Origin of the sequence: Arcicella aurantiaca (assembly GCF_003148625.1) — a bacterium.
In the GTDB taxonomy this organism is placed as follows: domain Bacteria; phylum Bacteroidota; class Bacteroidia; order Cytophagales; family Spirosomataceae; genus Arcicella; species Arcicella aurantiaca.
In genome coordinates, this window is sequence record NZ_QGGO01000003.1 from 297252 (window position 1) to 311213 (window position 13962).

Below are 13962 nucleotides of genomic sequence, written 5' to 3' on the forward strand. Positions count from 1 at the left end.
TTTCCACATGAGGAAACATAGATGGAAACATGACTTTTATCAGTTTATCCATGAATATTCATCATGGTATTTTGGTTGTTGGGCAAGGAACTTTGATGAGAAAATAAGGAAGCGAAAAAAATGACAGCCCCAACTACCGATACCACTCAACTCTGTTTTCATTGTGGGATAGAATGTCCTGATGACCATATTCATATCGACGAGAAATATTTTTGTTGTAATGGCTGTAAAACGGTGTACCAAATCTTGGAAGAAAATAACCTCTGTCAGTATTATGACTTGGAGAAAATGGGTGGGAACTCTCCACAAATCGGTCAGTTTGCTTTTTTAGATAATCCTGTGATAGCTAATGATTTGCTTGATTTTCAGAATGATAGCATTTCTAAAGTTACTTTTTATATACCTTCAATCCATTGTAGCTCATGTTTGTATTTGCTTGAAAATTTGTACCGTTTGCATCCCGCAATCGAGCGTTCGCAAGTAGATTTTTTGAAGAAACAAGTAAGTGTTACCTTTCAACACAAAGACATAACCTTCCGCCAAGTTGCCGAGTTGCTGACTTCTTTGGGTTACGAACCCATGATGTCGTTGAGCGATGTAGTGAAGGAAAAACAGAAACCAACTTATCGTAAATTACTCACACAATTGGGCGTAGCGGGTTTTTGTGCGGGCAATATTATGCTTTTTAGTTTTCCCGAATATTTGGGTTTGCAAGATGCCACTTACAAAAATCTGTTTGGTTATTTAAACATCGTTTTGGCAATCCCTGTGGTGTTTTATTCTGCTTCGGGCTATTTTGAATCAGTTTATAAAAGTCTCCGAAAAGGTATAATTAATATTGATTTTCCAATTCTGCTGAGCATTCTCGTAGCATTTTTTAGAGGCATTTATGAAGTCGTTTATAATAATGGTGCAGGATATTTTGACTCATTAACGGGTTTAGTCTTCTTCTTGTTAATTGGCAAATGGTTTCAGCAAAAAACGTATAATTTTCTGTCTTTCGAGCGTGATTATAAATCTTATTTCCCATTGGCGGTAACTCGTTTAATGTTTGGAAAAGAAGAAGCCGTTTCGATTAGTGATTTAAAAAAAGGAGATAAAATTTTAGTAAGAAATGGCGAATTGATTCCTGCTGATTCAATGCTGTATAATGGCAAAGCTCAAATTGATTACAGTTTTGTAACGGGAGAATCTGCTTTGGAAGAAAAACAATTGGGAGATTTCTTGTATGCAGGCGGGCGACAAGTAGGAGGGACGATTGAAATGGAAGTTTTGAAAGAAGTTTCTCAAAGTTATTTAACCCAACTTTGGAACAACGATACTTTTCAAAAAGAACAAGATAGTCGGATAAAAACCTTCTCGAATGCCGTCGGGAAATATTTTACTTTTGGCGTGCTTACTTTGGCGTTTTCGGTGGCTTTATATTGGTATTTGCAAGACCCAAGTAAAATGTTGAATGCCTTTACTGCCGTTTTAATTATCGCTTGTCCGTGTACCTTGTCGCTGAGTTATCCTTTTGCTTTGGGGAACGGTTTACGTCTTTTAGGAAAACAATATTTCTATCTTAAAAACGGAGAAGTAATTGAACAAATGGCAAATTGTGACACCATTGTTTTTGATAAAACAGGGACATTAACCACTGCCGAAGGTTCAAAACCTCAATTTTATGGAAGTCGCAAATTATCAAGTTTTGAAGAGCAAATGATTGCTTCATTGGTACGAAACTCTTCTCACCCGATTGCACAAAAAATCAAACATTTAGTTTCTAAAAATGACTATTTGACGATTGATAACTTTAGAGAAATTGAAGGAAAAGGAATTGAAGGAGAAATTGATGGATTGCCTTTAAAATTAGGTTCAAGTAAGTTTTTAGGACTTTCAGAAGAACTTGTTAGTCAGCAAAATGCGGAGGCTTCTGTGGCTCATGTTTCTATCAATAATCATTATATGGGTTATTTTTCAATGCCTAATTTTTACAGAGAAGGCATAGAAAATACGATTGCTGAGTTGAATAAGAAATATCAGACTTTTTTGCTTTCGGGAGATAATGAAGCAGAACGCCACAATCTCGAAAAGTATTTTTCAAGAAAAGAAAATCTATATTTCAATTGTAGTCCACAAGATAAATTGACATTCATTAAAAAACTGCAAAATGAAGGCAACAAAGTAATTATGATTGGAGATGGCTTGAATGACGCAGGAGCATTGAAACAAGCCGATGTAGGTATTGCGGTAACCGATGATACGCTCAATTTTACACCGATGAGCGACGCTATTTTGAGAGCAGAGCAATTGAGTAAATTACCCAAGTATTTGAATTACAGTGATTTTGGTTTAAGGCTAATTAAGTTTAGTTATATATTTTCATTAATGTATAATTGTATAGGTTTGACGTTCGCCATTCAAGGGACACTTTCACCAGTCGTAGCGGCGATTTTGATGCCTGTAAATTCAATCACCTTAGTAGGCATTGCCTCATTAGGAATGATTTGGGGCGGACGCAAATTAAAATAGAGTGATTAGAGTTTGTTGTTTGTGGGGAAAGGCGACTTCAGTTTTGAGGTCGCCTTTTTTGTTGGCAATTTACGGTTCGGTAATGTTTTTGTGGGCATTTTTTTTTATCTTTGTTACTCAAAGTCAACATTAAATAAGGATGAAAAAGGGAGTTTTAAATGAAATGCTTAAATCATATTTTCTCAATAAAATTGAGAAGCATTTGATTTTTTGTTATTTGACAAACAACAAACTTAATTATGCTGATAATTCGATTTTGAATAGATATTTTATTGATTTTCAGCAAGATGAAAAAGTTTGCTCTGATGTTTATAACCTTGAAATTACAACGATAAAAGACCTCGAAAATTACCTTGAACTTTTAATTCCTGTTGATGATAGAAAAGTTAATGGAGCTTTTTTTACACCTAATTATATTGTTGATTTTATTATTAATGAGCTTAAACCTAAAGAAAAAGATAAATGTCTCGACCCAAGTTGTGGATGTGGTGCATTTTTAATTGGACTCGCAGAATACTATAAAAGCACATTCAGTAAGTCAATAAAACAAACGGTTCAAGAGAATATTTTTGGTTCGGATATATTGGATTACAATATTGACAGAACTAAACTTTTATTGACTATTTATGCTTTGCAAAATGGTGAAAATTTAGAGGAAAGAGATTTTAATTTATATACTCAAGATAGTCTAAAAGCTACATGGAAAACACAATTTGATATTATTATTGGTAATCCTCCTTATGTGAAATTTCAGGACCTTTCAGAAGAAAATAGAACTTATTTAGCCAAAAATTGGACGACTATTGAGGGTGGTACATTTAATCTTTATTTTGCTTTTTTTGAATTAGGGTATCAACTTTTGAAGCCAACGGGTAGATTGGGTTTTATTACGCCCAATAATTATTTTACGTCTTTGGCGGGTTTTTCACTACGTAATTATTTTCAACAGAAAAAATGTGTTTCTCGGATTATTGATTTTAGTCATAAAAAGGTTTTTGATGCTCAAACGTACACGGCTTTAACCTTTTTGAATAAAAAAGAGAATGAAGCACTTACTTTTGATAGAATAAAGGACGGTTATAAACCTGAAGATTTTTTATCAATTGTCAATGGTTCTCCTAATTATTTCAAGGATTTGAATAGCCAAAAATGGCGTTTATTGAAATCAGACGAACAGAAAAATATTAAAATCATTGAAAATATAGGTACGCCAATAAGTATTCTTTTTGATATTTGTGTGGGTATTGCAACGTTAAAAGATGATGTTTTTTTTGTAGATGGAAGTATAGAAAAAGATGGGTTTTTCTTAAAAACTACTGAAAATGGGACATTTGAAATTGAGAAAGAGATAACTAAATTGGTTTACAAAATATCGAATTTTAAATCGCAAGCAGAAATCATAAATAATACGAAGAGAATTATTTGTCCTTATCATATTGGTAAAGGAAATGCTACGCCAATTTCAGAACAAGAATTTGCTACAAAATACCCTAAATGCTATACTTATTTATTGTCTGAAAAAGAAAACTTATCGACCAGAGACAAAGGAAAGGTGAAATATGAGCCATTTTTTGTTTGGGGAAGAACGCAAGGTTTGAATAAGTTTGGCAAAAGAATTTTAAATCCTACGTTTAGTCAATTTCCAAGATTTTTGTTAGTAGAAGAGGAAGATGCCTTCTTTACGAATGGATATGGGTTGTTTTTTAGAGAACCAAAGACAACCTTTTCTTTATTCGACGAACCCGAAAACCCTTTAACACTAATAGAAAATATAGCAGTGGTTCAGAAAATCTTGAATTCCTATTTGATGCACTATTATGTAAGTAAAACGAGTGTATCCATTGAAGGCGGTTATCCTTGTTATCAGAAAAATTTTATTGAGAAATTTACCATTCCAACGCTTACGAAAGAGGAAATTAATATCCTAAAATTATTGAATGATAAACAGGAAATAGATGAGTTTTTAATTGAGAAATATCAATTGAATTTACCTTTGCCAAATCTGGTTTCGTAAATAGTTAGCAAATCAGTAGTAAAATTAGGAAAACTTAATTTTTCAATACTGGCTATTGAGTTTTTAGGTAATAAATTATCTTTTTTTAATTCTTCGTCAGTATGATGAATACTTGGAATAGTCTGACTAAAATCCACAATTAATAAGCAAACTCGTTCATATTTATAATGGTCTATTTTCGTGTCATTTCGCCCATTAACTGCTCCAAACGAAAGTAAATATTTTTCAATGTGTTTATCAACATTGGTGAGTTTTTTGTACTTTACATTTTTCTTATTCGCTTCATTACTATCATATTCATTTACTGAAATCATATAAAATTCTCCTAAAACCATCTTCTCGCAACGTAAATGTAGATTTAATGCTTCGGCAAAGGTTCGTTCATAAAGAGTATCAAAGTTTTTTGCTGAACTACTCAACTGACTTCTGACATTAATGGTTAAGGTTTGTTCTGTAAAATCAAAGCCATAATTATCTTTTTGTCCGTAAAGAATTCCTTCAAAATTTAAAGTTTCCTCTGTTTTAGCTATATAATTGGGAATAATGGAAACGTCTTGATTTTTACGTTTAAAAAAGCCTGCAAGAGATAGTTCTCCATGACTTTCTGACAATTTAGGACAGATTAATTCTGGATTGACATTGTTTTTAATTAGCTCAGATTTGACAATTTCGTGCAGTAATTTTATGGGTTTTTGGCTACGAATAAGATTGTTTTTACCCTCTGTTCCTGCTGTTTTTATGGCATTTTCAATGGATTTTTTAATCTCATTAATGGCTTGTTGTAGGTTTATCAAATTCGTCATAATCAAAAAAGGTTTTTAGCGTTACGTTTAGTGCAGTGGCAATTTTTTCAATATTTACAATGGATATATTACGACTACCGTTTTCAACCGAAGCAATATAACTTCTATCTAAATCAGCAGAGTAAGCCAAGTCTTTTTGTGACATTGACGAAATATCTCGTAAATGCTTAATTCTTTGTCCTATTTTTCCTTTAACATCCATAACACAAAACTCAAAATTTGTTGACTATAAATCAAAGACTATAAGTAACATTTGAGACTAACACTAAAATAATTGAAATGAAAAATACTAATCTTAGGGGTAAATCCCCCTTCATTTGTCAATTAACAAAACATTAACACCTCATTAACAAGTCGTTAATAATACTTTGGCTGTTTTTCTGTTCTAATGGACAAATAAATAATTTAACCAATCACGAAAATGAAAAAATACATGGTAGCCGTAATGATAGTGATTTCAACTATTTCATCGGCAATAGCACAATATGGCAATCAGGGTTACGGATATGATGATGACAGATATTATTATGATAATGAGTTTGATTGGCATTGGGATATTAGAGTGCGTATCAGCGATGGTATTCAAAGGGGACAGATAACTCGTAATGAATCTAATATTCTGTATCGTCGTCTGGAGGATTTGGAACGTAAAGAATATGCGTATCAGTCTGACGGAATTTTTACGAGTTGGGAACAACAAGAAATTTGGGATGATGTGGTGTATTTAAACCGTAGAGTAGGTATTGAATTATACGATAATGACCGTTCTTTTTACGGATTTGATGTTTATGGGTACGACCGCCGTGGGTATCCAAGATGGTATTATCAAGGTGGTTTTGATTTCTTCAGATTCGATAAAAGAGGTTTTGGAAGCATAACGCTTGGTTATGTGCCACGTCCAAATTATAATGGTTGGTATAGAAATGAAAGAAATCAAGTGGCTCGTAGATATTATTCCGAGAGAAGCCAATATAATAATCGCAATAACCAAAGAGGTGGATACGAAAGAGCCGACCGTGATAACAGAGGTAATTCAAGAAATGGTGGTGCTTACGACAATAATAGAGAACGTGCAAACCGTGTAGAACCAAATCGTGGCGATAATAATAATGGTGGATATTCGCAAGGCAGAGGTAATGACCGAATAGAACCAAATCGTGGCGATAATAATGGTGGTGGATATTCGCAAGGCAGAGGTAATGACCGTGTAGAACCAAATCGTGGCGATAATAATAATGGTGGATATTCGCAAGGTAGAGGAGGTGACCGTGCAAACAGAACCGAACCAAGCAATAATGGTAGAAATTCTAACGGTCGTTCAGAACCACCAAGAGGAAATAATGGAGGAGGTGACAGACCTGCTGAAAGTAGAGGTGGGCGTAATTAATACAGGTAATTAATACTGTCAATTTCTAACGCTGTCGGGTTCAAAAAACCTGACAGCGTTCACAAACGTGAAATATTTTTGGGATTTTACCCTCTTAAATTTACCAATTTTCGTTCATCTACAATTCGGATTTCGCTCCCACTAATTTCAATTAAATGGTCAGCTTTAAAATCACTTAATGTTCTGATTAATGATTCCGTTGCCGTTCCAACTACCGATGCTAAATCGTCTCTTGATATTTTCATCGCAAAGGTTTCTTGTCCTTCACTTTTGTATTTTTTTGATAACATCACCAAAGCATCTGCCGTTCTTTTTCGGATAGAATTATATGCCATCTGCGTGAGTAATTTCTCTTTTTCTTGAATGTCATTCGCCAACATTTTAATAAATTGATTGGCAACAGATTGATTACGAGTAATTAATTCCAAAAAATCATGCTTAGGAATGCCAATAATTTCACAGTCTTCTAATGCCTCCGCCGATTCTTGATATTCAGTGTTTTCAATGATAGCAATATGTCCGAAGAAATCTCCAGAATTGTATAATCCCGTGATAAATTCTTTGCCATCTCTATTAGCTTGGAAGGTTTTAATCTTTCCATGTTTCAAGAAATAGAACTTAATAGGCTCGTCGCCTTCGGCATAAATAAGTTGTTTTTTCTTGACAGTTGATACTTTTCTATCCGCCGAAAGAGAATGTAAATCAGCGTGTTTAGTAGCTTTTTGATAAAATTCTTCGATGCCTTCGTGGGTATTTTTAAAAGAATTTGAAAGTTTTTCTAATTTTTTGAAACGACTTTCAATGGCATTTAACAACTCAATTTCTTGGAAGGGTTTTGTCAAATAATCATCTGCTCCCATGTCCATTCCTTTGCGGAGGTCGGTTCTTTCTGTTTTGGCAGTCAAAAAGATGAAAGGAATATTTTGTAAATCAGGACTTTGACTAAAAATATGTAAAACGCCATATCCGTCTAAAACAGGCATCATAATATCACAAACTACTAAATCTGGTTTGGTAGTTTGGGCAACTTCAACGCCAATTTTGCCATTTTCAGCCGTCAAAACTTGATAGCCAGCCAGTTCTAAAATCTCGGCTGTGGTTTCTCTAATATCGTCGCTATCTTCTACTAAAAGGATTGTTTTCATGATAAATGTGTTAGCTGTTGGCTTCCAGAGTTGAATGTGTAATCAAATATATTTTTCTAATTTTTGCACCTAAAAATTTAAAACGACTATAAAGGTTGTACCAACATTTAGTTCGCTTTCTACGGTAACTTTCCCGTTGAGTAATTCGGCGTAACGAGCCACGATATGCAAGCCCAAACCTGTTCCTTGAATATTGGTAACGTTTGCTCCTCTGAAAAAACGGTCGAATAAATGCTTTTGGTCTTCTGCCGAAATGCCTATGCCTTTATCTGCAATTTTCAGTATCAATTGGTCAACTTTGCACTCAGTTAAAACATCAATCGTTGAATTTTCTGGTGAAAATTTCAAGGCATTTGAGCAAAGATTAATGATAATTTTCCGCAATAAAGATTTATCTAACTTGACGATTAAATCACCCGAATGTTGATAGTTAATTTTTTGTCCTTTTCGAGTAATACTTGTTAAGTCAACAATACATTCTTGCATCAATTCTGGTAAATCAAAGGTACTTATTTTGGTTTCAACTTTTCCTTCTTCTAATTTTCCTACGGATAAAAATTCTTCTAAAATATCCGTTAAATTACCCACCGCCGCTTTGATGCGTTGCGTGTGGCGTTCACGTTTGTCTTGTTCTTCTGTTTTCTGATATTTTTCGATTAATGATGCCGCAGATTGTATGGCGGTCAAAGGTGTTCTAAATTCATGCGATGCCATTGAAACAAAGCGAGATTTTAATTCGCCTAATTCTTTTTCTTTGTTTAGTGCAATTTCTAATTCTAATTTTGAATGTTCTAAACTTTTCAAAGTTTCTACCAAAGCATTTGTTCTGTTGATGACTTCTTTTTCTAAACTATCATTCAATTTCTTGATTTCGTGGTTTTTATTGAGCAAATCTGTTTCGGCTTTTTTCTTGAAAGTGGTATCGTTAATAAACGAAATATAATAAGGAGTATCGCCAGATTTAAAATGGCTTAAACTGATTTCAACAGGAAATAACGAGCCATCTTTTCTTCTCCCGTGCAAGTCTAAACCTACGCCCATTGCTCTGTCTTGCGGTTTGTGGGTATAGCTTTGATAGGTTTTTTGATGTTGTTCTTTGATATTTTGAGGTATTAAAATATCTAATTGATTGCCCATAAGTTCACCTCTTTGAAAGCCAAAAAGAACATCTGCAAAATGGTTTGATAATACAATTTTCCCTTCACGATTTACCATAATAATACCAATGGCGGCGTGCATAAAAAGGGCTTCAAAACGGTTTTCTTCGTCTTTTACTTGTTGTTCTGTTTTTTTGCGAGAAGAAATGTCTGTAATTCTAATGAAGTAGTGGGGCGTGTCTGAATCATAGAATAATGATATTTGAAGGTTTCCCCAGAATTCATCTTTTACACGGTTTTCAAAGATTATTTCTTCTGACCAAACTTTGTTATCCTGTAAATGCTCCGCAATTTCATGATGCTCTTTAATACTAAGTTTATCCTTTCTGAAACCGTGTGGAAAAACCTTTTTGAAGTCTTCTAAATCAGTAACGCAAAGCATATTTAGTCCTGTTTGATTGATAAATTCAAACTCATGCGTATTGACATTATACACGCCCATAAATGAAGGGGTATTTTCAAATACGGTTTCTAAAAGTGCTTGACTAATGGGAAGATTCATAAACGAATTTAATGATGGGTTTATATAAGTGGCTTTACGTCTAATTCTATAAAATGCAAAACGGTGTTATTGCCTAACCACTAATTCCTAAAACACTATTGTCTATCAGTTTTTTTGATGGTATGACAAACGGGAATTGTACGAGTAGCCGTTTGCTTTTCAAATTTAGGACTAACATAAGGAATACCCAAATTTAACCCACGAACAACAAAGAAAATAGCCAAACAAAAAGTGTAAATAGGAAGATATTTATTGATTTTCTGACGAACATTCAGGCTTAAAAATTTAGGTAGAACACTTACCGAAAACATCATTGGGGCTGTACCTAAACCAAATAATGCCATAAAAATTGCTCCTTGTGTAGGTGTTGATGATGCCGCTGCTCCTGCGAGAGCCACATAAACCAATCCGCATGGCAACAAGCCATTGAGCATACCCAAAATAAGAAAGCCAATGGGTGATTGAATGGGGAAAACTTTACGAAATGAATTGGTTAAATAATAGGTAAATTTTTGGAAAGGACTCCATGTAACAATTTTATTGGGGAAGATGAAAAGAAATATCAATAATCCCATAAAAATAGAAAGTTGTTGCTGAAAACCCGCAACAAAAAATGAACTACCAAAATAGCCAAAAGCACCTCCCAAAGTGCTGTAAATGAGTATTCTGCCTACATTATAAAGGATTCGGCTCAATGTAGCTTGAAAAAACGATAGCTTTCCGACTGGTAAGGCAAGGGCAATTGGTCCACACATCCCCACGCAGTGGAAACTACCCGCCAAACCAGTCATGAAAGCTATTGAATATAAAATGTTCATTTTTATTTATGAGTTGTGATTTGTGAGTTAGTGAGTTGTGATTTTAGAAATTTCATATTCACAATTCACAACTCACTAATTCACAAATAGTTCATCTTCTAAATAATACTCTCTTCTACCGTCCGTCCATGTTACTTGTACTTTCCAATATCCTTTTGATAATTTTTGGGTTGAATAATCAAAAGGGGTAGTTTTTTGAATGGGTATAGTAAAATCTAAACCTTTGTCTGAAGGACGGAAAAAAGTTACTTCTCCTTTACTAACAGGCGTAGGGAATCCAATTCTCAATACTTGATTTTCTGCTGAATAGGTCATGACTTTATTGTTTTTGAAAGTAACTGAATTATTTTCACGGTCGATTTGCTGTTGGAAATCGATTTCCTTTTGATAATAATTAGTCCTAACCAAATCCACTTTGGCAGTTGCCATTTTGTATGCCATTGTGCCAATAAATGAGGCAAAGACGACAAAGCTCAGTACAATTGATTTTCCCCAGTTCATGATTTTATTTGTTTAGTTTTTTGAAGGAGATTTTAGCCACTAAGACACGAAGACAGAAAAAGTTTTGTTTAAAAGTCTTCAAACTTTATAATAGTTGGTTCTAATATGATTGATATTGGGACAAATAAACGGTTGATGAACGCAGGCAGGGTTCAAACCCTGCCTGCGTTAGCCCCAAATCCTGATTTTCCGTATAATCAAATTCTTAGAGCCTTCGTGTCTTCGTGGCAAAACCTTTAAAATTAGAGCCTTCGTGTCTTCGTGGCAAAATCAATCCTGAATAGGACCAAGAAATTTAGTTTTTACAACATCAATAACTTTTCCTTCAGATATTACTTCTATTTCTAATTTTACGCTACTTTCTTTCAAGGATTTTGTAGGAAGAATAATGAAAAACGAAGTTTCTGCCACTTCTCCCGACTGTACCATTAATGATTTGCCAATCATTTTTATTTGTCCCGAATTCCCTTTCAAATGAAATTGGATTGGCATTTTCTCATAGCTTTTATTCAATACTTGTGCATTATAAAGATTACTTACAGTGCCATCTTTATTTTCTTGATAGGTTAATCCTGATACTCTTAAAATGGTGGTTTCAACCATATTACGAGTGATTAATAAAAATCCTAAAATGCCTAAAAGAGCCACCAAAACAAGTGAATAAGAGGCTATTCTTCCACTGAATTTCAACTTTTTCTTTTGTTCAATTCCTTCAATGGAAGCATAGCGAATAAGACCTCTTGGTTCTGAAATTTTGTCCATTACTTCGTCGCAAGCATCAATACAAGCGGTACAACCAATACATTCTAATTGCGTACCATTTCGAATATCAATGCCCGTCGGACAAACTTGAACGCATATTTTACAGTCAATACACGAACCATGTACGGGTTCATTTTTAGCAAGAGCAACTTCTTTTTCGGTAGGAGTTTGGTGTTTTCCTCTGATTTCCCCACGAATAAAATCGTAAGCCACAACGATGGATTTTTTATCTAACATGACACCTTGTAAACGTCCGTAAGGGCAAACCACAATACAAACTAATTCACGAAAACGAGCAAATACAAAATAGAAAACCGCCGTAAAAATGATGATAGAAAACAATCCAACAATATGATTGAGCGGATTATCGAAAATCACGGCTAATAATGCCTTTTTCCCAATCAAATACGCTAAAAATACATTGGCAATGACAAAGGAAAGAACGACGAAAATGAAATGTTTAAGGCTTTTTTTCCAAATTTTTTCAGTTGTCCAAGCTTGTGCGTCTAATCGTCTTTGTGCGTTGTGGTCACCTTCAATCAATATCTCAATTTTCCGAAAAAGCATCTCCATAAAAATGGTTTGTGGACAAGCCCAACCGCACCAAACTCTACCGAATATTACGGTAAAAAGTATAATGAAAACGATAAAAGTGAGCAAGCCAATAGCAACTAAGTGAAAATCTTGTGGGAAAAACGTTACCCCAAAAAATATAAATCGACGTTCCAAAACATTGAATAGAAATATTGGATGTCCGTCCACTTCTACCCAAGGCAAACCCAATAAAAGACCCAACAAAAGCCACGAAAAGTAAGTACGTAACTTGTAAAATTGACCCGCTACAATGCGAGGATAAATCCAGATTCTCTTCCCTGCTTGCGTTACATTGGATAAATGGTCTCGGTAATTGGTAGTATCTATTTTAGCTGGTTTCATGATTTTGTGCTTAAAGCTAACAGCCTAAAGCATTATTTCGCTACATACTTATCACCTTGTGGTTCTTTAGCGTTAGCTGGTTTTGTTCCTTGTAATGTACTTAAATAACTTACTACGTGTTGTACTTGAATTGGGTTCAAAGACTTTTTCCAAGAAATCATCCCTTTTTCTGGTACGCCTTCTGTAATGGTATGGAAAATGTCTTTTGTTGAACCTCCGTGCAACCAAAACTCATCCGTTAAGTTTGGTCCTACAATTCCTTGCCCTTTATCTCCGTGACAAGCCACACAGTTTTGTGTATAAATTTTGCTACCGTCTTCCAACGATTTTGCGTCAGTCAATACTTTTACATTATTTTCATTGACAGAATTAGCAAATTTTTTCATATACAATTCGTGAGCTTTCTCTGCAACTGCCATTTCTTCGGTGTATTCATTGGTCATAATTTGCCCATTGCCAACAAGGTGAAACGCAAATAAATAAATAACTGCGAACAAAATACTTGAATAAAATAGATACATAAACCAAGGCGGAGTAGGGTTGTCTAACTCTGAGATTCCGTCAAATTCATGCTCAATCATTATCTCTTTTTCCATCGACAATGGTTTCAAACTCCAGAATTTCTGCCAGAAAGTTCTGCTTTCCATTGCTTGAATGTAGACAGAATTTTCTGGGTTTTTCGGCTTAATTAAGGCTTGTACATATTGACGAAGTGTAAAGGTTACAAAAACCAACACAATGCACATGATAAATAAAGCACTCATCAAGAGTAGCTCAAATAGCGACAATCCTGTTCCAGTGGTGGAGGTTACTAAAATGTTATTTTCTAAAACTGCTCCATTCATTGCGGATGACGACAATAATAATGGAAGTATAAATATCTTTTTCATCTGATAATGGTTTGCTCTTCGTTGAGTGGTAAATGACTCATGTAGGTAAGGTGTTTTTTATCAATAATAAATAAATAAGTTCCTACCAAAAGAAAGAATACAAAAAATATGAGAAGGGAAGTAATCATCGGAATATCAGCTCCCTGCATTTTATCAATAAATTGTTTGAACATGACCTTAGTTTAATTAATAGTTGAGGGGTGATACAATTAGAAATTTGTTCTAAAAGAAGTTGTATCACCCATATTTCTATTATTGTTATAATTGTCAATCATCATTATTTGTAAAGTAATTGTACAAGTGAGCAAATAAGCACTTACTCGATTTACTCCATGGAATGGTAATTGGTTTTCATCTTTAAGATTAAAGAGTTCCTTGATAATGGCAAAAGTCGGTTCAATACTTGGTTTTCTGAGTCTATACAACCAACGAGCTTGTGGGGTAGAGACTAAGTTGTTGTACCAATCTTTTATGTTATTTTTACAAGATTGCTCAAACCCTTTAATGGTTTGTAAAAGAATATCATAGTCATT

General features: G+C 34.2%; 13 protein-coding genes. 3 read left to right on the plus strand and 10 right to left on the minus strand.

Annotated features, from left to right (window positions below; genetic code table 11):
- The first annotated feature begins 120 nt into the window (after positions 1 to 120).
- Both LV89_RS04460 and LV89_RS04465 read left to right on the plus strand, forming a co-directional pair.
- Entirely contained in the window at positions 121 to 2514 is a 2394-nt protein-coding gene (locus LV89_RS04460; protein WP_109741653.1) for a heavy metal translocating P-type ATPase, read from the plus strand.
- Positions 2515 to 2677: 163 nt separating this feature from the next.
- Positions 2678 to 4528, plus strand: coding sequence for an Eco57I restriction-modification methylase domain-containing protein (locus tag LV89_RS04465; protein ID WP_211321146.1), 1851 nt, complete (start codon positions 2678 to 2680; stop codon positions 4526 to 4528).
- On the opposite strand, the gene LV89_RS04470 is transcribed toward LV89_RS04465, so the two are convergent.
- Both LV89_RS04470 and LV89_RS04475 read right to left on the minus strand, forming a co-directional pair.
- A complete protein-coding gene (locus tag LV89_RS04470) occupies positions 4492 to 5331 on the minus strand; it encodes a restriction endonuclease (RefSeq protein ID WP_109741655.1) in 840 nt (279 codons plus the stop codon). The two genes, LV89_RS04465 and LV89_RS04470, sit on opposite strands and share 37 nt — an antisense overlap.
- Positions 5297 to 5533 (minus strand): helix-turn-helix domain-containing protein, encoded by a 237-nt coding sequence (locus LV89_RS04475; RefSeq protein WP_109741656.1) that lies wholly within the window; start codon positions 5531 to 5533, stop codon positions 5297 to 5299. Before LV89_RS04475 ends, LV89_RS04470 begins: the two co-directional genes overlap by 35 nt.
- Before the next feature lie 219 nt (positions 5534 to 5752).
- Here LV89_RS04475 and LV89_RS04480 point away from each other — a divergent pair, with 219 nt between their 5' ends.
- Positions 5753 to 6718 (plus strand): hypothetical protein, encoded by a 966-nt coding sequence (locus LV89_RS04480; protein ID WP_109741657.1) that lies wholly within the window; start codon positions 5753 to 5755, stop codon positions 6716 to 6718.
- An 86-nt stretch (positions 6719 to 6804) separates the two neighbouring features.
- On the opposite strand, the gene LV89_RS04485 is transcribed toward LV89_RS04480, so the two are convergent.
- The 8 genes from LV89_RS04485 to LV89_RS25010 form a co-directional block, all read right to left on the minus strand.
- Complete coding sequence (locus tag LV89_RS04485) at positions 6805 to 7863, minus strand: response regulator (RefSeq protein ID WP_109741658.1); 1059 nt, start codon at positions 7861 to 7863, stop codon at positions 6805 to 6807.
- A gap of 69 nt (positions 7864 to 7932) precedes the next feature.
- Positions 7933 to 9522, minus strand: a complete 1590-nt coding sequence (locus tag LV89_RS04490; protein ID WP_109741659.1) for a sensor histidine kinase — start codon at positions 9520 to 9522, stop codon at positions 7933 to 7935.
- Between the two features lie 95 nt (positions 9523 to 9617).
- Complete coding sequence (locus LV89_RS04495) at positions 9618 to 10340, minus strand: sulfite exporter TauE/SafE family protein (protein WP_229201473.1); 723 nt, start codon at positions 10338 to 10340, stop codon at positions 9618 to 9620.
- Positions 10341 to 10415: 75 nt separating this feature from the next.
- Positions 10416 to 10841, minus strand: a complete 426-nt coding sequence (locus LV89_RS04500) for a FixH family protein (protein WP_109741660.1) — start codon at positions 10839 to 10841, stop codon at positions 10416 to 10418.
- Between the two features lie 270 nt (positions 10842 to 11111).
- Positions 11112 to 12539: a cytochrome c oxidase accessory protein CcoG gene (gene ccoG, locus LV89_RS04505; protein ID WP_109741661.1), complete on the minus strand. Its 1428-nt coding sequence runs from the start codon at positions 12537 to 12539 to the stop codon at positions 11112 to 11114.
- Between the two features lie 32 nt (positions 12540 to 12571).
- Positions 12572 to 13429 (minus strand): cbb3-type cytochrome c oxidase N-terminal domain-containing protein, encoded by an 858-nt coding sequence (locus LV89_RS04510; protein ID WP_229201474.1) that lies wholly within the window; start codon positions 13427 to 13429, stop codon positions 12572 to 12574.
- Positions 13426 to 13602 (minus strand): hypothetical protein, encoded by a 177-nt coding sequence (locus LV89_RS25485; RefSeq protein WP_170117751.1) that lies wholly within the window; start codon positions 13600 to 13602, stop codon positions 13426 to 13428. The genes LV89_RS04510 and LV89_RS25485 overlap by 4 nt, the downstream gene beginning before the upstream one ends.
- A 36-nt stretch (positions 13603 to 13638) precedes the next feature.
- Positions 13639 to 13962, minus strand: a 324-nt coding sequence (locus LV89_RS25010) for a hypothetical protein (protein ID WP_158279508.1), incomplete at its 5' end; no start/stop codon positions are given.

Excerpts from the sequence above, each read along its gene's own strand:
- LV89_RS04465 (WP_211321146.1), top strand. The coding sequence starts at position 2,678 with ATGCTTAAATCATATTTTCTCAATAAAATTGAGAAGCATTTGATTTTT.
- LV89_RS04500 (WP_109741660.1), bottom strand. The coding sequence starts at position 10,841 with ATGAACTGGGGAAAATCAATTGTACTGAGCTTTGTCGTCTTTGCCTCA.
- LV89_RS04480 (WP_109741657.1), top strand. The coding sequence starts at position 5,753 with ATGAAAAAATACATGGTAGCCGTAATGATAGTGATTTCAACTATTTCA.
- LV89_RS04475 (WP_109741656.1), bottom strand. The coding sequence starts at position 5,533 with ATGGATGTTAAAGGAAAAATAGGACAAAGAATTAAGCATTTACGAGAT.
- LV89_RS04510 (WP_229201474.1), bottom strand. The coding sequence starts at position 13,429 with ATGAAAAAGATATTTATACTTCCATTATTATTGTCGTCATCCGCAATG.
- LV89_RS25485 (WP_170117751.1), bottom strand. The coding sequence starts at position 13,602 with ATGTTCAAACAATTTATTGATAAAATGCAGGGAGCTGATATTCCGATG.
- LV89_RS04470 (WP_109741655.1), bottom strand. The coding sequence starts at position 5,331 with ATGACGAATTTGATAAACCTACAACAAGCCATTAATGAGATTAAAAAA.
- LV89_RS04490 (WP_109741659.1), bottom strand. The coding sequence starts at position 9,522 with ATGAATCTTCCCATTAGTCAAGCACTTTTAGAAACCGTATTTGAAAAT.
- LV89_RS04495 (WP_229201473.1), bottom strand. The coding sequence starts at position 10,340 with ATGAACATTTTATATTCAATAGCTTTCATGACTGGTTTGGCGGGTAGT.
- ccoG (WP_109741661.1), bottom strand. The coding sequence starts at position 12,539 with ATGAAACCAGCTAAAATAGATACTACCAATTACCGAGACCATTTATCC.
- LV89_RS04460 (WP_109741653.1), top strand. The coding sequence starts at position 121 with ATGACAGCCCCAACTACCGATACCACTCAACTCTGTTTTCATTGTGGG.
- LV89_RS04485 (WP_109741658.1), bottom strand. The coding sequence starts at position 7,863 with ATGAAAACAATCCTTTTAGTAGAAGATAGCGACGATATTAGAGAAACC.